Origin of the sequence: Mycobacterium sp. SMC-2 (assembly GCF_025263485.1) — a bacterium.
GTDB lineage: Bacteria > Actinomycetota > Actinomycetes > Mycobacteriales > Mycobacteriaceae > Mycobacterium.
The window spans coordinates 3,232,608-3,250,919 of record NZ_CP079863.1 but is presented as its reverse complement, the minus strand read 5'-3'; the positions used below and the strand labels follow the sequence as shown (position 1 = coordinate 3,250,919).

Annotated in this window: 15 protein-coding genes and 1 pseudogene; 2 read left to right on the top strand and 14 right to left on the bottom strand. The window is 70.6% G+C overall.

The window, feature by feature from the left end:
* Positions 1–12: 12 nt before the first annotated feature.
* The 10 genes and pseudogenes from KXD96_RS15305 to KXD96_RS15260 form a co-directional block, all read right to left on the bottom strand.
* Positions 13–513 carry an arginine repressor gene (locus KXD96_RS15305; protein WP_260736919.1) on the bottom strand — a complete coding sequence of 167 codons (501 nt, stop codon included), beginning with the start codon at positions 511–513 and terminating at the stop codon, positions 13–15.
* On the bottom strand, positions 510–1,436 hold the full coding sequence (gene argF / locus KXD96_RS15300) for an ornithine carbamoyltransferase (RefSeq protein WP_260736917.1): 927 nt from the start codon (positions 1,434–1,436) through the stop codon (positions 510–512). Before argF ends, KXD96_RS15305 begins: the two co-directional genes overlap by 4 nt.
* On the bottom strand, positions 1,429–2,592 hold the full coding sequence (locus KXD96_RS15295; protein ID WP_260745399.1) for an acetylornithine transaminase: 1,164 nt from the start codon (positions 2,590–2,592) through the stop codon (positions 1,429–1,431). Before KXD96_RS15295 ends, argF begins: the two co-directional genes overlap by 8 nt.
* 38 nt (positions 2,593–2,630) lie before the next feature.
* Positions 2,631–3,518, bottom strand: coding sequence for an acetylglutamate kinase (gene argB / locus KXD96_RS15290; protein ID WP_260736915.1), 888 nt, complete (start codon positions 3,516–3,518; stop codon positions 2,631–2,633).
* Positions 3,515–4,726, bottom strand: a complete 1,212-nt coding sequence (gene argJ / locus KXD96_RS15285) for a bifunctional glutamate N-acetyltransferase/amino-acid acetyltransferase ArgJ (RefSeq protein ID WP_260736913.1) — start codon at positions 4,724–4,726, stop codon at positions 3,515–3,517. The genes argB and argJ overlap by 4 nt, the downstream gene beginning before the upstream one ends.
* Positions 4,723–5,782: pseudogene (gene argC / locus KXD96_RS15280) on the bottom strand (N-acetyl-gamma-glutamyl-phosphate reductase). Before argC ends, argJ begins: the two are co-directional and overlap by 4 nt.
* 40 nt (positions 5,783–5,822) lie before the next feature.
* Positions 5,823–8,318, bottom strand: a complete 2,496-nt coding sequence (gene pheT, locus KXD96_RS15275) for a phenylalanine--tRNA ligase subunit beta (RefSeq protein WP_260736909.1) — start codon at positions 8,316–8,318, stop codon at positions 5,823–5,825.
* Positions 8,318–9,361 carry a phenylalanine--tRNA ligase subunit alpha gene (gene pheS, locus KXD96_RS15270; RefSeq protein ID WP_260736907.1) on the bottom strand — a complete coding sequence of 348 codons (1,044 nt, stop codon included), beginning with the start codon at positions 9,359–9,361 and terminating at the stop codon, positions 8,318–8,320. Before pheS ends, pheT begins: the two co-directional genes overlap by 1 nt.
* A gap of 123 nt (positions 9,362–9,484) precedes the next feature.
* Positions 9,485–10,273, bottom strand: a complete 789-nt coding sequence (locus tag KXD96_RS15265; RefSeq protein WP_260736905.1) for a rhomboid-like protein — start codon at positions 10,271–10,273, stop codon at positions 9,485–9,487.
* Positions 10,274–10,281: 8 nt separating this feature from the next.
* Positions 10,282–11,205, bottom strand: coding sequence for an adenylate/guanylate cyclase domain-containing protein (locus KXD96_RS15260; RefSeq protein WP_260736902.1), 924 nt, complete (start codon positions 11,203–11,205; stop codon positions 10,282–10,284).
* A 191-nt stretch (positions 11,206–11,396) separates the two neighbouring features.
* On the opposite strand from KXD96_RS15260, the gene KXD96_RS15255 reads away from it, so the two are divergent.
* A complete protein-coding gene (locus KXD96_RS15255; protein WP_260736901.1) occupies positions 11,397–12,440 on the top strand; it encodes an oxygenase MpaB family protein in 1,044 nt (347 codons plus the stop codon).
* Here the strand turns inward: KXD96_RS15255 and KXD96_RS15250 are convergent.
* The 4 genes from KXD96_RS15250 to infC form a co-directional block, all read right to left on the bottom strand.
* Positions 12,427–13,218 (bottom strand): RNA methyltransferase, encoded by a 792-nt coding sequence (locus tag KXD96_RS15250; RefSeq protein ID WP_260745398.1) that lies wholly within the window; start codon positions 13,216–13,218, stop codon positions 12,427–12,429. The two genes, KXD96_RS15255 and KXD96_RS15250, sit on opposite strands and share 14 nt — an antisense overlap.
* Before the next feature lie 3 nt (positions 13,219–13,221).
* The gene (gene rplT / locus KXD96_RS15245; RefSeq protein ID WP_046184507.1) at positions 13,222–13,617 is read right to left on the bottom strand and encodes a 50S ribosomal protein L20; all 396 of its coding nucleotides are present in this window, start codon (positions 13,615–13,617) and stop codon (positions 13,222–13,224) included.
* Between the two features lie 75 nt (positions 13,618–13,692).
* Positions 13,693–13,887, bottom strand: a complete 195-nt coding sequence (rpmI, locus tag KXD96_RS15240; RefSeq protein WP_122442682.1) for a 50S ribosomal protein L35 — start codon at positions 13,885–13,887, stop codon at positions 13,693–13,695.
* Positions 13,888–13,918: 31 nt separating this feature from the next.
* Positions 13,919–14,527, bottom strand: coding sequence for a translation initiation factor IF-3 (gene infC / locus KXD96_RS15235; protein WP_260745397.1), 609 nt, complete (start codon positions 14,525–14,527; stop codon positions 13,919–13,921).
* Between the two features lie 490 nt (positions 14,528–15,017).
* Here infC and lysX point away from each other — a divergent pair, with 490 nt between their 5' ends.
* On the top strand, positions 15,018–18,278 hold the full coding sequence (lysX, locus tag KXD96_RS15230; protein ID WP_260745396.1) for a bifunctional lysylphosphatidylglycerol synthetase/lysine--tRNA ligase LysX: 3,261 nt from the start codon (positions 15,018–15,020) through the stop codon (positions 18,276–18,278).
* Positions 18,279–18,312: the final 34 nt, after the last annotated feature.

Genomic DNA, 18,312 nt, shown 5'->3' with positions numbered 1-18,312 from the left:
GAACCAATCTCCTTAGGTTGTGGTGAGACTCTCGAGGGTGCGGGCCAGCTCGGCACCCGTCATCGGATCGCGGGCCGCGACGAAGACCGTGTCGTCGCCGGCGATGGTGCCGACGACGTACGGTAGCGCCGCGCGGTCGATCGCGCTGGCCAAATAGTTGGCGCCACCGGGCGGGGTGCGCAGCACCGCGAGGTTCGCGCTGGCGTCGGCCGACACCAACAGCTCGCTCAGCAGCCGGGACAGCCGTGCGGTGCCGCCCGATACGCCCCGCACCGGGCTGCCGTCCTCGGGAACGATGTACACGCCGACGCCGCCGTCGGCGCCGCGCAGCTTCACCGCGCCCAGTTCCTCCAAGTCGCGCGACAGCGTGGCCTGGGTGACCTCGATGCCCTCGTCGGCCAGCCGTGCCGCCAGCTCGCTTTGGCTGCTGATCGACGCCGACGACAGGATCGCCACGATGCGGTCCTGCCGGCCGGCCCGGGTGGTCTCGGTGGTGCTCTTCGATCGGGTCATGAGCGCCGCTCCAGCAGCCACACCAGCAGCGCCTTCTGGGCGTGCAGCCGGTTCTCGGCCTCGTCCCACACCGCGCTGGCCGGCCCGTCCATCACCGCGTCGGTGATCTCGTCGCCGCGGTGGGCCGGAAGGCAGTGCAGCACAATGGCTTCCGGGTCAGCCAGGCCAAGCATTCGCTCGTTGACGCCAAACGGCCGGAACGGTGTGAGGCGGTCGCGCCCGTCGCCCTCCTGCCCCATCGACGTCCAGGTGTCGGTCACCAGGACGTCGGCACCGGCCGCGGCCGCGTCCGCGTCGGCGGTGAGGGTGACCGAGCCGCCCGCGATTTCGGCGCGCTCGCGGGCGGCCGCGACGTATGCGGGGCCGGGGGCGAAGCCGTCCGGCGCGGCGATGGTGACGTGGATGCCGGCGGTCACCCCGCCGAGCAGCAGCGAGTGGGCCATGTTGTTGGCGCCGTCGCCGAAGTAGGACATCCGCAGTCCCGCAAGCGACCCCTTGCGTTCGGCGATGGTCTGCAGGTCGGCCAGCACCTGGCACGGGTGGAACTCGTCGGAGAGCGCGTTGATCACCGGCACCGTCGCCACCTCGGCCATGGCCTCCAGCCGGTCCTGGCCGAACGTCCGCCACACGATCGCCTCGACGTAGCGGGACAGCACCCGCGCGGTGTCCTGCAGCGTCTCGTCGCGGCCCAGCTGGGTGCTGCGGGCGTCGACGACGACGGCGTGCCCGCCGAGCTGGGCGATGCCCAGCTCGAAGGAGAACCGGGTGCGGGTGGAGTTCTTGTCGAAGAGCACCGCGACGCCGCGCGGCCCCTCCAGCGGGCGGCAGCGCAAGGGGTCCTTCTTCAGTTCGGAGGCCAGCTGCAGCACCTCGGCCTGCTCGGAGGGGGACAGGTCGTCGTCGCGCAGGAAGTGCCTAGGCATCTGCGGCCCCGGCCTCGTCGAGGATGGCCGGCAGGGCGGCGAGGAAGCCGTCGAGCTGAGCCTCGGTGACGATCAGCGGCGGCGCCAGCCGGATGACGTCGGGCGCGGCGGCGTTCACCAGGAATCCGGCGCCGCGCGCGGCCCTTTCGGCGTCCTTCGCCCGCGGCGCGGTCAGCACCACGCCTTGCAGCAACCCGCGGCCGCGGACGTGGTCGATCAGCGGGTGATTGAGGGACTCGATGCCGTGGCGCAGTGACTTGCCGAGCACCTCGGCGCGCCGAACCAGGTCCTCGTCGGCGATCACCCGCAGCACCGCGCGCGCCGCCGCGGCGCAGACCGGGTTGCCGCCGAAGGTGCTGCCGTGCAGGCCGGGGGTCATCAGCTCGGCGGCCGGCCCGACGGCCAGGCACGCGCCGATGGGCAGCCCGCCGCCGAGCCCCTTGGCCATGGTCACGACGTCTGGGACGACGCCGTCGTGCTGGTGCGCGAAAAACGCTCCGGTGCGGCCCATTCCGGTCTGCACCTCGTCGAGCACCAGCAGCGCGCCGTGCCGCGAGGTGATGTCGCGCGCGGCGCTCAGGTAGCCCGCGAGCGGGACGACGACGCCGCCCTCCCCCATGATCGGTTCGAGGAACACCGCGGCGGTGGCGTCGTCGACCGCGGCGGCCAGCGCGTCGGCGTCGCCGTAGGGCACGTGCGTGACATAGCCGGGCAGCGGTTCGAACGGCGCCTGCTTGCTGGGCTGACCGGTGAGCGCCAGCGAGCCCATGGTCCGGCCGTGGAAACCGCCCTGCGCCGCAACCAGTTTCGTGCGCCCGGTCAGCCGCGACATCTTGAACGCCACCTCGTTGGCCTCGGTCCCCGAGTTGCAGAAGAACACCCGCGTCGGCGCCCCGTTTTCGTCGGAGGCACCCAGCAGGGCCACCAGCTCTTCGGCCAGCGCGATGCCCGGCTCGCTGGCATACAGGTTGGAGGTGTGGCCCAGCGTCGCCATCTGGTGCGTGACGGCCTCGATGACCGCGGGGTGGCGATGCCCGAGCACGTTGACCGCGATGCCGCCGAGCAGGTCCAGGTAGGTGTTGCCGTCCACGTCGGTGACCACGGCGCCGTCGCCGCTGGCCAGGGCCAGCGGTGGGGTGCCGTAGTTGTTCATCATCACCGCTTCCCAGCGGTGCTTCAGATCATCGGTGTTCGTCACGCGCGCACCACCTTGGTCCCGGTGCCGGCATCGGTGAAAAGCTCCACCAGCACGCAATGTTCGACTCTCCCGTCGATGATGTGCGCGCTCGGCACGCCAGCGGTGACCACCCGCAGGCACGCCTCGACCTTGGGGATCATCCCCGCCTCCAGCGTCGGTAGCAGTTGCGACAGCGTGGCCGTGTCGATTTCGCTGACCAGCGAACCGCGGTCCGGCCAGCTGGTGTAGAGGCCCTCGACATCGGTGAGCATCAACAGCTTTTCGGCCCGCAGCGCCTCGGCGAGCGCCGCCGCGGCGGTGTCGGCGTTGATGTTGTGCACCACGCCCTCGGCATCCGGGGCGAGCGTCGACACCACCGGAATGCGGCCCGCCGCAATCAGATCCAGCACCGCGGCGGTGTTGACCCGCTCCACGTCCCCGACCAGGCCGATGTCGGTGGCCACGCCGTCCACGGTGACGCTGCGCCGCACGGCGGTGAACAGTTGCGCGTCCTCGCCGGTGATGCCGACGGCGTAGGGGCCGTGCGCGTTGATCAGGTTGACCAGTTCGCGGCCCACCTGGCCGAACAACACCATCCGCGCCACGTCGAGCACCTCAGGTGTGGTGACCCGGAAGCCGCCCTTGAAGTCGCCCTCGATACCGAGGCGCCGCAGCATGGCGGTGATCTGCGGGCCGCCGCCATGCACGACGACGGGGAGGACGCCGCAGTTGTGCAGGAAGGCCATGTCGGCGGCGAACGCGTGCCGCAGCGAGTCGTCGGTCATGGCGTTGCCGCCGTATTTGATCACGACGATCTTGCCGTGCAGCTGCTTGAGCCAGGGCAGCGCTTCGGCCAGGACCCGCGCCTTGACGCCGGTCGACAGCTCGTCGGTCCGGAGGGTCATGAGCTGTAGGCCGAGTTCTCTTCGACGTAGCCGTGCGAGAGGTCGGTGGTGCGGACGGCGGCGCGGCCGTCACCCACGCGCAGGTCGACGGTGATGTCGATGTCGGCGCCGGACAGGTCCACCTCGCGCGCGCCCGGCGCGCCGACCCCGTCGACGCACACGGCAAAGCCGTTGAAGGACACGGTGATTCGATCGGGATCGAGGGTGACCGGCGCCATGCCGACGGCCGCCAGCACCCGGCCCCAGTTGGGGTCGGACCCGAAGACCGCGGTCTTGACCAGGCTGTCGCGGGCGATCACCCGCGCGGCGGTCAGCGCGTCGTCCTCGGAGGCGGCCCCGGTGACGGTGACGGTGACGCGCTTGGTGACGCCCTCGGCGTCGGCCTGCAGCTGCGCGCACAGGTCGTCGCACACCCGCAGCACGGCGTCGTCGAGATCGGCCTGGGAAGGGGTGATCTCGCTGGCCCCGGAGGCCAGCAGCAACACCGTGTCGTTGGTCGAACAGCAGCCGTCGACGTCGAGCCGATCGAAGGTGCGAGCGGCGGCGCGGCGCAGCGCGTGGTCGAGCGCCGCGGTCGCGACGGCCGCGTCGGTGGTGAGCACGCACAACATGGTGGCCAGCGACGGCGCCAGCATGCCCGCGCCCTTGGCCATTCCGCCGACCGTCCAGTTCCCCGGGTGGTGCAGCGCAACCTGTTTCGGCACGGTGTCGGTGGTCATGATCGCGCGCGCGGCCTCGTCGCCGCCGCTCAGCCCGCCGGCCATGTCCTGCACGATCGCCCGCACCCCGGCGAGGACCTTGTCCATGGGCAACCGGTCACCGATCAACCCGGTGGAGCACACCGCGACCTCGATGGCGCCGGTCTCTGTCCCCCAGTCGGACAGCGCGGCCGCGACGGCCTCGGCGGTCGCGTGGGTGTCCTGGAAGCCGCCCGGGCCGGTGCAGGCGTTGGCGCCGCCGGAGTTGAGGATCACCGCGCGCAGCGCCCCGGTGGTCAGCACCTGCTGGGTCCACAGCACGGGTGCGGCCTTGACCTTGTTGCGGGTGAACACGCCGGCGGCCGCGTAGTCGGGCCCCTCGTTGAAGACCAGGGCCAGGTCGCGGTTGCCGGACGCCTTGATGCCGGCGGCGATGCCCGCGGCCCGGAACCCGGCCGGCGCGGTGACGCCCTGTTCGCGCACCAGGCGCGCGTCGGCGATGTGGGTCACGGCGCGACCCCGACCACCGAAAGGCCCTCGGCCTCTGGCCAACCCAGCGCCAGGTTCATCGCCTGCACGGCCGCGCCAGCGGTGCCCTTGACCAGGTTGTCGATGGCGGCGATCGCCACGAACGTCTCGGCGCCCTCGTCCACCGCGACGGCGATGTGGGCCGCGTTGCTGCCGATCACCGACCCGGTACGGGGCAGCTGACCCTCGGGCAGCAGATGGACGAAAGGTTCTGCGTCATAAGCCTTTTCGTAGGCGGCCCGCAGCTGCGACAGCGGCGCGCGGGTGCGCGCGGTGCAGGTGGCCAGGATGCCGCGCGACGTCGGGATCAGCACCGGCGTGAACGACACCTTGACGTCGCGGTGGGTGACGGCCCGCAGGCCCTGGGCGATCTCGGGGGTGTGCCGGTGGGCCCCCGCGATGTTGTAGGCCCGCGCGGATCCGATGACCTCGGAGCCGAGCAGGTCGGTCTTGGCGGCGCGGCCCGCCCCCGAGGTGCCGCTGACGGCGACCACCGTGACGGCGGGCTCGATCAGGTCCTCGGCCACCGCGGGCAGCAGCGCCAGCAGCGCCGCGGTCGGGTAGCAGCCCGGCACCGCGATGCGGCGCGCGCCGCGCAGCCGCTCCCGCGCGCCGGGCAGTTCCGGCAGCCCGTAGGGCCAGCTGCCGGCGTGCGGCGAGCCGTAGAACCGTTCCCACGCGTCGGCGGCGGTGAGCCGGAAGTCGGCGCCGCAGTCGATGATCAGGGTGTCGGGGCCCAGTTGTTCGGCCAGCCGGGCCGAATGCCCGTGCGGCAGCGCGAGAAACACCACGTCGTGACCCGCGAGCACGGCGAGTTCGGTGGGCTCGACCACCCGCTGGGCAAGTGGCGTCAGGTGCGGATGGTGCTCCCCGAGCGAGCTGCCCGCGCTGGCGGCGGCGGTCAGCGACCCGATGGTGAGCCGGCCGTCGGCGTAGGCCGGATGCCCGAGCACCAGGCGCAGGATTTCACCGCCCGCATAGCCGCTGGCCCCGGCGATCGCCACCTTCAACACGTCGGCCATTCCGCCGATTCTGCATGGTTATGCAGTGCTTTGCAAATCCATGCTACAAGGGGCCGCTAGGCGCGCAGTTCGGCGCCGACCGCCTCGGCGGCGCGTCGCACCGCGGCGTCGCGGGCCGCGCTGGCGTCGTCCTCGGTCAGCGTGCGGTCCGGCGCGCGGAAACGCAGCGCGAACGTCAGCGATTTGCGGCCCTCCCCGACCTGCGGGCCGGTGAAAACGTCGAACAGTTGCAGGTCTTCCAGCAGCTCGCCGGCACCCTCCCGGACGGCGTCGGCCACCGCCTGGGCCGGCACGTGCGCAGGCACCACCAGGCTGACGTCCTGGAAGACGGCCGGGAACGGCGACACCCTGGGGGCCGGCAACGTCTCGACGATAGGAATCGCGTCGAGGTTGAGCTCGACGGCGCAGGTGCCCTTCGGCAGTCCGGAGCGCTCGACCACCGCCGGGTGCAGCTGACCGGCATGACCGACGACGGTCTCCCCGACGAGCACCTCGGCGCACCGGCCGGGGTGCCACGGCAGGTGCTGGGCCGCCCGCAGGCTCACCTCGACCCCGCTGGCGCGGGCGATGATGCGCGCCGCCTCGAAGGCGTCGGCGGCTTCGGTCCCGCGGCCGGGACCCCAAGGGCCGCGGCGTTCACGCAGGCCCGCCAGCACCGCCGCAACGTGCTGCGGCTGGCGCGGCAGGGAGGCGTTCAGCAGGGCGATCTCGGTGTCGGTCGGTCGCCGGTGCACGGGGATGGGCTGCACGCCGCGCGTCTCCCCGGTCGGCTGCACCACCTGCGCCAGGGCGTACAGCGCGATATCGACCAGACCGCGGGACACGTTGCGCACCAACGCTTCCAGCAGCGCGGGCAGCAACGTCGTGGCCAGGTGGGGGCGGTCGGCCTCCAGCGGGTTGAGCACTTGCGTGGTGGCGCGGCGCGGGTCATCGGCCGGCAGGCCCCACAGGTCGAAGGCGCCCGCGGGCAGGAACGGCGTCGGCAAGACCTCGACGTAACCGGATTGGGCGAGCGACCTGCCGATGGCCCGGCGACGCTTCTGCTCCGTGGTGAGGCCCCGGCCCGCGGGAGCCGCGGGCAGCACCGACGGGATGGCCTCCAGCCCCTCCAGCCGCAGCACCTCCTCGACGAGGTCGGCGGGCTGCAGCAGGTCGGGTCGCCAGCTCGGCGGAGTCACGGTCAACGTGTCGCCGTCCTGGGTCACCCCGGCCCCGATCTGCGCCAGGCGCCGCGCCGTCGTGCCCGGCGGGTAGGCCACCCCGGCGAAGCGGTCGGGCAGGTCGGCGGGCATCCGGATCGGCGGGAGCGACCAGTCGTCGGTCGGCGGCTCGCCCCGCCAATCGGTCAGCTTCTCCGACACCGCGCCCCCGGCGATGTCGACGAGCAGCGCGGCGCACCGGTCCAGCGCGGCGACCGAGACGGCCGGGTCGACCCCGCGCTCGTAGCGCCGGGCGGCCTCGCTGGGCAGGTGCAACCGGCGCTGGGTGCGCGAGACGGCGGCGGGGTCCCACACGGCGGCCTCGAGCAGCACGTCGGTGGAGTCGCCGCGCACCTCGGTGCTGGCCGCGCCCATAACGCCGCCGATCGCCGCAGTCGCGCGGTCGTCGACGATGAGGACGTCGGCCGGATCGAGCCGCCGCTCGATGTCGTCCAGGGTGACGACGGTTTCGCCGGGCTCGGCGAACCGCACCCCGAAGCGCCCGGCGATGCGGTTGCAGTCGTGCGCGTGCATGGGGTGGCCGAGCTCGATCATCACGTAGTTGGTGACGTCCACCGCCGGGGAGGTCGGTCGGATGCCGGCCAGCAACAGCCGGCGTTGCAGCCACCACGGCGACACGGCGGTGGGGTCGATGCCGGTCACGGGCCGCAGGGCGAACCGGCGGACGCCGGTCTCGGGCCGCACGGTCAGGGGCCACGCCTCCCCCTCGGCCGGCAACGGCTTGACCACCTCGTCGCTGGCGGGGTCGACGAAGTCGAGGTCGTAGGCGCAGGCGACCTCCCGGGCCAGCCCGCGCACCGACATGCAGTAGCCCCGGTCGGGGGTGATCGCCAGGTGCAGGACCGCGTCGTCCAAGCCCAGCACGGCGGCGCCGTCGGCGCCCGGGTCGGCGGTGCCGGGCGGCAGCACCAGGATGCCGGAATGGTCGGCGCCCAAACCGAGTTCGGCCGCCGAACAGATCATGCCGTCGGACTCGCGGCCGTAGGTCTTGCGCGCCGTGATGGCGAACCCGCCGGGCAGCGTGGTGCCGGGCAGCGCCACGACCACCAGGTCGCCGACGACGAAATTGGTTGCCCCACAAACGATGTCGCGCTCTTTGCCGTCACCGACGTCGACGCGGCAGGCCCGGATCGGCTTCTTGAAGCCGGTGAGCTCCTCGATGCCGGCCACCCGTCCCACGGTCAGCGGCCCGTCGACCGGGCCGAGCGTGACGACCTCCTCGACCTCGTGGCCGATGCGCACCAGCGTCTGCTCGAGATCGCCGGGCGTGACGTCCCAGTCCGGGGCGCCGGCCGCGACGATCTCGCGCAACCAGCTGTACGGGATTCGCATCAGGCACCCACCCCGAACGGCAACGCGAACCGGACATCGCCCTCGACCATGTCGCGCATGTCGGGGATGCCGTTGCGGAACTGCAGGGTGCGCTCCAGGCCCATCCCGAACGCAAACCCAGAGTACACGTCCGGGTCGATTCCCGCGGCCCGCAACACGTTCGGGTGCACCATGCCGCAGCCGCCCCACTCCACCCAGCCGGCGCCGCCCTTCTTGCCGACGAACCAGACGTCGACCTCGGCGGAGGGTTCGGTGAACGGGAAGAAGTGTGGCCGGATCCGGGTGCGGGCCTCGGGGCCGAACTCGGCGCGGGCGAACGCGTCGAGGGTGCCCCGCAGGTGCGCCATGGACAGGCCGCGGTCCACTGCCAGCCCCTCGACCTGATGGAAGACGGGCGTGTGGGTGGCGTCGAGCTCGTCGGTGCGGAAGGTCCGGCCGATCGAGATGATGTACACCGGCAGCTCGTGCGCCAGCAGCGTGCGCACCTGCACCGGCGAGGTGTGGGTGCGCAGCAGCTGCCGGGAATCGTCGGGCGCGATGTAGAAGGTGTCCTGCTCGCTGCGCGCGGGGTGGTCCGCGGGGAAGTTGAGGGCATCGAAGTTGAACTGCTCGGTTTCGACCTCGGGCCCCTCCGCCAGCTCCCAACCCATCGCGATGAAGGTGTCGGCGATGTGCTCGGCCAGGATCGTGATCGGGTGGCGTGCACCGGGTGGCTGCCGCGTCGAGGGCAACGTGACGTCGATGCTCTCGGCGACCAACACGGCCGCGTCGCGCTCGGCGCGCAGCGTCGCCAGCCGCTCGTCGTAGCTGCGCTGGGCCTCGGCGCGCGCGGAATTGACCCGCTTGCCGGCGTCGGCGCGCTCGTCCTTGGGCACGGTGCCCAGCGCTTGCCGCGCCAGCGCCAGCGGCGAACGGTCACCGAGGTGCTCGATCTTCACGCGTGCCAACGCGTCGAGATCGCCGGCGAGCGCGATCGCCTCCCGGGCGGCGCCGACCGCCTTGGCCAAGGCGGTCGGTGACAGGTCGACGGGCTGAGCACCCACGCGGCGACACTCTCCTTGCTGATGAGGGGCGGCTGGAAGTTGCCCAGCGGCAAGTGCCGATCATAGTGATGCGGTGCGTGCGGCCCGGCGGGCGCTTGGGGCTTAGGGCGGCTGGCGGGGTGTCTAGCCCGCCACAATCGGCTGCGGAACGGCCAGGGCGCTGCGCGCGGTGGCGAACCGCACCAGCTTGTGCGCCACCAGCGCGCCCAGGACGCCGAACGCCGGCGCGGCGGCCATGGTCCCCCAGTGGTGCGCCAGCATCAGGAAACCGAACCCCGACGACGCCGCCAGCATCAGGCACCGCACCGGCGTCCACCGGATCGGCTGCCGGAAGCGCGCGGACACCAGCACGCCCAGGACCACCGCGACGGTGTGACCGGCGTCGGTGAAGTCGCCGCCGATGATCGCCGACGAGAGACCCGCGGCTACCCACCAGCCGACCCAGGCGGCCCGCCAGCGCTGGGGGATCACCGCCGTCATCGCGCCGAGCACCGCCAGGGCGCCGTAGCTCATCCCGACGTCGCTGGCTCGGGTGATCGACAGCGGCAGCCAGCCGAACTCGACGGCCGCGGCCAGGGCGGCGGCCACAAGCAGCGTGGCGCCGATGTGCCCGACCAGGAACGCGACCACCAGCCGGATGGTGCGCAGGTGCAGCTCGCCGAGGGCGAGCAGGCAGGTGAGGAAGGGCAGCCAGAAGTAGAGCGGACCGGCGTCGACGACCAGCGCGCTGCCCAGCAGCGTGCCCACGTGACCGTGGGACAGGTTGTGCACGTTGGTGCTGGCCCGCTCGACCAGCACGTCATGCGCGTGCGGGCCGAGCGCCAAGATGACACAGCTGACGGCAAGCAGCGCCGCCACGTATCCCACCGTGAATTGGACCCGGGCAAGCCGGGAGAAGATGCCCCCAAACATTGCTTCCATTATGTCGGGTGGTTTGTGTCGGAAGTGTCCTCCTGGGCTGTCAACTCCCTATGAGTCCTCAAACGATATATCGCCAAGTCGGCCGGGACTCCCGTGGTCTTCCCCGCAAACACCGATTTACGTGCGCGTTTGGCGACGACGCCCATGGCGTCCAGTTCGCTCTGGGCGATCAGGTCGAGTGTCGAACCTGACACCATGACTCCACCCTTGGTGGCCCGTTCCATCACCCGCGCGGCGATGTTGACGTCGACACCGAGCCAGTCCGCCGCCAACCGCCGGGGCCGCCCGGTGTGGATCCCGACCCGCATCCGCGGCGTGTAGCCCGCCACCTCCACCGACTTCAACGCCTCCTTGGCGGCCAGCACGGCCCGCACCGCGACCGCCGGATCGCCGAAGACGGCCATGAGGCCGTCGCCCATCCGTTTGACGATGTGTCCGCCGGCGTCCAACAGCGGCGGCTCGACGGCCCGCGCCACCTGCCGCAGCAGGGTCAGCGCCGCCTCGTCGCCGGCCTGCAGGGACCACGACGAGAAGCCGACCAGGTCGGTGAACACCAACGTCACCTCGGGATTCGCCGGCCGCCGGGACACCGACTCGGTGAGCGCCTGCCACACCTGCAACACCCCGAGGCCGACCTCACGCGACACCGCGTCGCCATCCCCCAGCAGCCGGTCGGCGGCTCGCGCGGCGGCGCGCGGGCCACCTTCGCCGGCCGTGGAGAGCGGGTCGCCGAACTCGGGATCGCCGGGTAGCAGGCGTCGCGCCCGGCGGATGAAGGCCACCGCGCCGGGGCTGCGGTTTCGGCTGTGCAACCACTGCGTCGCACCCTGCACCGAGACGAGGGAACCGCGCGGCCGATCGGACGGCGTCACCGACGATCCTTCGGGCTCGCCCGAATTCGAATCGCGACGCGCGAGTTCCACCTGGCCAGGTTATTTCCTCCCGCGGGAGGCGGGCAACGACGGTCCCGCAGTTGTGGCACAGCTCGCAGCGTATGGGCTGATCACAGCGGCGCCACACCGCTGTGGAAGCTCGATAACAACTCGCGGGCACGCACGGCCGAAATCGTAGACAACGTACGTTGTCAAAGTTATCGTGAGCCCAGGAGGCCGAGATGACTGCCATTCCAACGACATCCGACGATCCGCTCGGACCGGATTCCCTGACGTGGAAGTACTTCGGCGATCTCCGCACGGGGATGATGGGCGTGTGGATCGGCGCGATCCAGAACATGTATCCGGAGCTGGGTGCGGGCGTCGAGGAGCATTCGATCCTGCTGCGCGAGCCCCTGCAGCGGGTGGCCCGCTCGGTGTACCCGATCATGGGCGTCGTCTACGACGGTGACCGGGCGGCGGCGACCGGGCAGCAGATCAAGAGCTACCACCACACCATCAAGGGCGTCGACGCGTCCGGGCGCCGGTATCACGCGCTGAACCCGGAAACGTTCTACTGGGCGCACGCCACCTTCTTCATGCTGGTGATCAAAGTGGCCGAATACTTCTGCGGGGGCTTGACCGAGGCCGAGAAGCGGCAGCTGTTCGACGAGCACGTGCGGTGGTACCGGATGTACGGGATGAGCATGCGCCCGGTGCCCGGCTCCTGGGAGGAGTTCTGCGAGTACTGGGACCGGGTCTGCCGCGAACAGCTCGAGATCAACCAGGCGACGCTGGACATCTTCCAAATCCGGATCCCCAAACCGAAATTCGTGTTGATGCCCACGCCGATCTGGGACCAGATGTTCAAGCCGCTGGTCGCGGGTCAGCGCTGGATCGCGGCCGGCCTGTTCGAGCCCGCGGTCCGCGAGAAGGCGGGCATGCGCTGGACGCCGGGCGACGAGGTGCTGCTGCGCCTGTTCGGCAAGCTCGTCGAACTGGCCTTCCTGGCGGTTCCCGACGAGATCCGGCTGCACCCGCGGGCGCTGGCCGCCTATCGCCGGGCCGAGGGCCGGCTGCCCAGCGACGCGCCGTTGGTGGAGGCGCCGACGTTCATGGCACCGCCGCGCGACCGCCGCGGGCTGCCCATGCATTACTTCCCGCCGCGGCCGCGCTCGCCCCTGGACCCGGCCAAAGCTCTCATGGAACGCGCCGGCTCGCTGGTGCACGGGACGCTCTCGCTGGCGGGCCTGCGGCCCGCCCGGGGGCGCGTCAGGGCCGCTTGAACATCCCCAGCGCCTGCGCGCTCTGGTAGAGACAGATGGCCGCGGCGGAGGCCACGTTCAGGCTCTCGGCACCGCCGGCCATCGGGATGCGCACGCGATGATCGGCCGCCGCCGCGACTTCGGTTGGCAGACCGTGGGATTCGGGCCCGAACAACCACGCCGTCGGCCTGCCGAGCAGTTCGGCGGCCTCGTCGAGCCGGGTCTCACCGTCGACCGTGGTCGCCAACACCTGCAGCCCCGCATCGCGCAGGGCACCCAGCGCGGCGAGAGTGTCCGGCGCGGCGGCGACCGGGATCGAGAAGATGCTGCCCGTTGAGGCGCGCAGACACTTGCCGTTGTACGGGTCGACGCTGTACCCGCCGAGGATCACGCCCTGGGCGCCCATGGCGTCGGCGATGCGAATGACCGTGCCCGCATTGCCCGGCTCGCTGATCTCGACGGCGACCGCGATCAGCCGGGGCGAACCGGCAGCCACGTCCGCCAGCCGGGTCGCCGGCATTTCGCAGACGGCGACCAGTCCGGCGGGGGTGACGGTGTCGGACAGCGCCTTGGCGGCCCGCTCGCTGACCAGATGGACCGGAAAGTGCTGTGCGCCAAGCAAAGACGCATACCGTTGCGCGGCGGCCTCGGTGACGAAGACATCGCGGACCAGACCGCGGGCGGCAGCGGCCTCGACCAGGTTGGGGCCCTCGGCAAGGAATCGCCCCGCCCGCCGGCGGCCGACGTGGCGATGCAGTTTGACCGCCGCGGCGACCCGGGCCGAACGTTCGGTCAGCAGGGGCTAGGCGGCCTCTCCGGAATCCGAGGGCGCGTTGACATCCTCGGGCAGCGCGGCCCGGGCCACGTCGACCAGCGCGGTGAACGCCGCGGGGTCGGTGATCGCGATGTCGGCGAGGTTCTTGCGGTCCACCTCCACACCGGCGGCCTTCAAACCCTGGATCAGCCGGTTGTAGGTGATGTCGTTGGCGCGCGCGGCGGCGTTGATCCGCGAGATCCACAGTTTCCGGAACTCGCCCTTGCGCGCGCGGCGGTCGCGGTACGCGTAGTTCAGCGAATGCAGCTGCTGCTCTTTGGCTTTGCGGTACAGCCGCGAGCGCTGGCCGCGATAGCCCTTCGAGGCCTTGAGAATGCTGCGCCTCTTCTTGTGGGCGTTGACCGCCCGCTTCACGCGTGCCATGGAAGTTCCTGCTCTCCTGAAAGTAACTTGAAAAGTAATGGTCGGTGCCGGCACCGGCTGGCCCCGGCGCTGGGGTCAGCCGTTCAGCAGCGCGTTGACTCGCTTGGTGTCGTTGGCCGCCACGGTGGTGCGGCCTTCCAGCCGACGAGTCCGGGTGGACGGCTTGTGCTCGAACAGGTGCCGGCGATTGGCTTTTTGGCGGACGATCTTGCCGGTTCCGGTGCGCCGGAACCGCTTCGAAGCCCCGCTGTGGGTCTTGGCCTTGGGCATGTTTCCTCTACTTCTTGCTATTCGTCTCAGGTCAGTTGGCTGAAGGGTTGGTGTCGGCGGCCGCATCGATGTCCGATGCCGCGCCGTCGCCGGGCCCTTCGGGGTGTCGCGCCCTGGCGCGAGTCTTCGCGCCGCGGTGCGGGGCCAGCACCATCGTCATGTTGCGGCCGTCCTGCTTGGCGGACGTCTCGACGAAGCCGTATTCGGCGACGTCCGCGCCCAGCCGCTGCAGCAGGCGGTAGCCCAGCTCGGGCCGCGACTGCTCACGCCCGCGGAACATGATGGTGACCTTCACCTTCGATCCCGCCTCCAGAAAGCGGATCACGTGGCCCTTCTTGGTCTCGTAATCGTGATCGTCGATCTTTGGTCGCAGCTTTTGCTCTTTGACGACGGTCTGCTGCTGGTTCCGGCGGGATTCGCGCGCCTTTTGCGCCGCCTCGTATTTGAACTTGCCGTAGTCCATGATCTTGCAGACCGGGGGTCTGGCGTTCGGGGCAACTTCGACAAGGTCGAGATCGGCGTCCGCAGCGACGCGGAGTGCGTCTTCGATGCGCACTATGCCTACCTGCTCTCCCCCGGGGCCGATCAATCTGACTTCAGGTACGCGGATGCGCTCGTTGACGCGGGTCTCAGTGCTGATGGGGCCTCCCTTGTTGGGCTTATGGGTTTTGCGATCACGGCCAGGGCCTGGGTCCGTTTCGGATTCAGCGGCGGAAACACCACACCATCAGCAGAAAAGCCCTGCAATAGCAGGGCCCAATGCCGACCGATCACGGCTTGCAACTGGCCAAGCCGCCCGCGTAGCCCGCGGATCAGACATGCGCGATGTCTGTGACCGGACCGCCAAGCCTTGAAAAATCTCGTGGCTCGCGGTGGGAGTGGGACTCCACTTACTGTTCCTGGCCTTCGCCGGGATGGTCGCGAACGCTAGTTTAGCAGCCACGGGGCGGCTTTTCGCACTTCGCCTCCGACCCCGGTCCGGCGCCCCTCGGCGACGGGGCGAACTATTGCCGACCGCTCTTAGCGCTTCGCCAAGCTTTTCACGGATTGAGGGCATATCCTCGCGGTCTGTGACACTCGCTTCGTCCCGTTCGGGGCCCCGCGGTCGGTCGCATTCCCGGTATCGCTGGGTGCCGGCGGCGGCCGGGTGGATCGTGGGCGTCATCGCGACGGTGTCGTTGCTGGCCAGTGTGTCCCCGGGGCTCCGGTGGCTGATCAAGGTCCCCCGCGAGTTCATCAACGACTACCTGTTCAACTTCCCCGACACCAGCATCGCGTGGTCGTTCGTGCTGGCGTTGCTGGCCGCGGCCCTGACCGCGCGGAAACGGATCGCCTGGATGGTGTTGCTGGGCCAGATGATCATCGCCGCCGGGCTGAACGCCGCCGACATCGCCGCGGGCGACAACACCGCGACCGAGACGTTCGGCGAGAACCTCGGGTTCGCGGTGCACATCGTCGCGATCGTGCTGCTGGTGCTGGCCTATCGGGAGTTCTGGGCCAAGGTCCGTAGGGGCGCGCTGGTCAAAGCCGCGGCGGTGCTGGTGGCCGGGGACGTGATCGGGATCCTGGTGTCGTGGGGCCTGGTCGAGTTGTGGCCCGGAACGCTGGCGCGCCAGGACCGCCTGCCCTACGTCGCCAACCGGGTGGTCGGGTTCGCCCTGGCCGATCCGGACCTGTTCACCGGCAGGCCGCACCTGTTCCTCAACGCCATCTTCGGGCTGTTCGGCGCGCTGGCGCTGATCATGGCGACCATCGTGCTCTTCCAATCGCAGCGCGCCGAAAACGCGCTGACGGGCGAGGACGAGTCGGCCATCCGCGGGCTCCTCGAGCTGTACGGCAAGAACGACTCGCTCGGCTACTTCGCGACCCGCCGCGACAAGTCGGTGGTGTTCGCGCCGAGCGGCCGCGCCGCCATCACCTACCGCGTCGAGGTGGGCGTGTGCCTGGCCAGCGGCGACCCGATCGGCGACCCGCGGGCGTGGCCGCAGGCCATCGACGCCTGGCTGGGGCTGTGCCAGACGTACGGGTGGGCCCCGGGCGTCATGGGCGCCAGCTCGCAGGGGGCGCGGGTGTACCGGGACGCCGGGCTGAACGCGCTCGAGTTGGGCGACGAGGCGATCCTGCGGACGGCCGACTTCCGGCTGTCGGGCCCCGACATGCGCGGGGTGCGCCAGGCCGTGACCCGCGCCCGCCGTGCCGGGCTGACCGTGCGCATCCGGCGGCACCGGGACATCCCGGCCGAGGAGATGGCCGCGACCATCACCCGCGCCGACGCCTGGCGTGACACCGAGACCGAGCGCGGCTTCTCCATGGCGCTGGGCCGGCTCGGTGACCCGGCGGACGGGGATTGCCTGCTGGTCGAGGCGCTGGACCGGGACGGCACCGTCGTGGCGATGCTTTCGCTGGTCCCGTGGGGAACCACGGGTGTCTCCCTGGACGTGATGCGCCGTTCCCCGCAGTCCCCCAACGGCACCATCGAGCTCATGGTCAGCGATCTCGCCCTGACCGCCGAAACCCTTGGGATCAGCCGGATTTCGCTGAACTTCGCGATGTTCCGCTCGGCGTTCGAACAGGGCGCCCAGCTCGGCGCCGGCCCGGTCGCCCGGTTGTGGCGCGGGCTGCTCCTGTTCTTCTCTCGGTGGTGGCAGCTGGAGACCCTGTACCGCTCGAACATGAAATACCAGCCCGAATGGGTTCCGCGCTATGCCTGCTACGAGGACGCGCGCCTGATCCCCCGGGTGGGCGTCGCCTCGGTGATCGCGGAGGGCTTCCTGGTGCTGCCCTTCACCCGGCGCAAGACTCACACCGGGCACCACCCCGCCGTGCCCGCCAGGCTGGCGGAGTCGGGCCTGCTGCATCACGACGGCTCGGCCCCCGACGTGAGCGGGATACAGCGGCGAAACGACGACGCGGAACTGGAAGAGTCGAGAGCCCGCCTGCCCGAGCAGGTGCGGGTCCGGCTGGCCAAACTGAAGGTCCTGCGGCGCAACGGCATTGACGCCTACCCGGTGGGATCGCCGCCCAGCCACACCATCTCCCGGGCGCTCGAGGCCGACGACCAGGAAACCATTTCGGTATCGGGACGCATCCTGCGGATACGCGACTACGGCGGCGTGCTGTTCGCCCAGCTGCGGGACTGGTCGGGCGAATTGCAAGTGCTGCTGGATAATTCACGCCTGGAGCACGGCCGCACCGCGGACTTCACCGCAGCGATCGATCTCGGCGACCTGGTCGAGATGACCGGGCACATGGGTTTTTCCAAGAACGGCACCCGCTCGCTGATCGTGCGCGAGTGGCGGATGATCGGGAAATGCCTGCGGCCGCTGCCGAACAAGTGGAAGGGGCTGACGGACCCGGAGGCGCGGCTGCGGACTCGCTACGTCGATTTGGCGGTCAACCCCGAGTCCCGCGAGCTGATCACGGCCCGCAGCAGCGTCCTGCGCTCCGTCCGGGATACGTTGTTCGCCAACGGGTTCGTCGAGGTCGAGACGCCGATCCTGCAGCAGATCCACGGCGGGGCGACCGCCCGGCCGTTCGTCACCCACATCAACACCTACGACATGGACCTGTTCCTGCGGATCGCGCCCGAGCTGTATCTGAAGCGGTTGTGCGTCGGCGGCGTGGAGCGGGTGTTCGAGCTGGGCCGGGCCTTCCGCAACGAGGGCGTCGACTTCAGCCACAATCCCGAGTTCACGCTGCTGGAGGCGTACCAGGCGCACGCCGACTACACGGTCTGGATCGAAGGCTGCCGCGAGCTCATCCAAAACGCCGCGCAGGCCGCCAACGGGGAGCAGACCGTGCTGCGGCCCCGCGGTGACGGCCGCCTGCAGCCGATCGACATCTCTGGAGACTGGCCGGTGAAGACCGTGCACGACGCGGTGTCCGAGGCGCTCGGGGAACACGTCGATCCCGACACGCCCCTGGCCGTTTTGCGCAAACTCTGCGACGCCGCCCGGATTCCGTATCGGGCGCAGTGGGACGCCGGCGCGGTGGTGCTGGAGCTTTACGAACACCTGGTCGAGGACCGGACCGAGCGCCCGACGTTCTACATCGACTTCCCCACTTCCGTCTCGCCCTTGACCCGGCCGCACCGCAGCCGGTGCGGCGTCGCCGAGCGGTGGGACCTGGTGGCCTGGGGGATCGAACTGGCGACCGCCTACAGCGAGCTCACCGATCCGGTGGAGCAGCGGCGCCGCCTGCAGGAGCAGTCGCTGCTAGCCGCCGGCGGCGACCCCGAGGCGATGGAGCTCGACGAGGACTTCCTGCACGCCATGGAGTACGCAATGCCGCCCACCGGCGGGCTCGGCTTGGGCATCGATCGGCTTGTCATGCTCATAACCGGCCGCAGCATCCGCGAGACGCTGCCATTTCCGCTGGCCAGGCCGCACTAGCTGTACTGACCACGGACGTTGGTGACGGCGTGGC

Excerpts from the sequence above, each read along its gene's own strand:
- rpmI (WP_122442682.1), bottom strand. The coding sequence starts at position 13,887 with ATGCCCAAGGCCAAGACCCACAGCGGGGCTTCGAAGCGGTTCCGGCGC.
- argB (WP_260736915.1), bottom strand. The coding sequence starts at position 3,518 with ATGACCCTCCGGACCGACGAGCTGTCGACCGGCGTCAAGGCGCGGGTC.
- argF (WP_260736917.1), bottom strand. The coding sequence starts at position 1,436 with ATGCCTAGGCACTTCCTGCGCGACGACGACCTGTCCCCCTCCGAGCAG.
- KXD96_RS15305 (WP_260736919.1), bottom strand. The coding sequence starts at position 513 with ATGACCCGATCGAAGAGCACCACCGAGACCACCCGGGCCGGCCGGCAG.
- KXD96_RS15255 (WP_260736901.1), top strand. The coding sequence starts at position 11,397 with ATGACTGCCATTCCAACGACATCCGACGATCCGCTCGGACCGGATTCC.
- KXD96_RS15295 (WP_260745399.1), bottom strand. The coding sequence starts at position 2,592 with ATGATGAACAACTACGGCACCCCACCGCTGGCCCTGGCCAGCGGCGAC.
- KXD96_RS15265 (WP_260736905.1), bottom strand. The coding sequence starts at position 10,273 with ATGTTTGGGGGCATCTTCTCCCGGCTTGCCCGGGTCCAATTCACGGTG.
- pheT (WP_260736909.1), bottom strand. The coding sequence starts at position 8,318 with ATGCGAATCCCGTACAGCTGGTTGCGCGAGATCGTCGCGGCCGGCGCC.
- rplT (WP_046184507.1), bottom strand. The coding sequence starts at position 13,617 with ATGGCACGCGTGAAGCGGGCGGTCAACGCCCACAAGAAGAGGCGCAGC.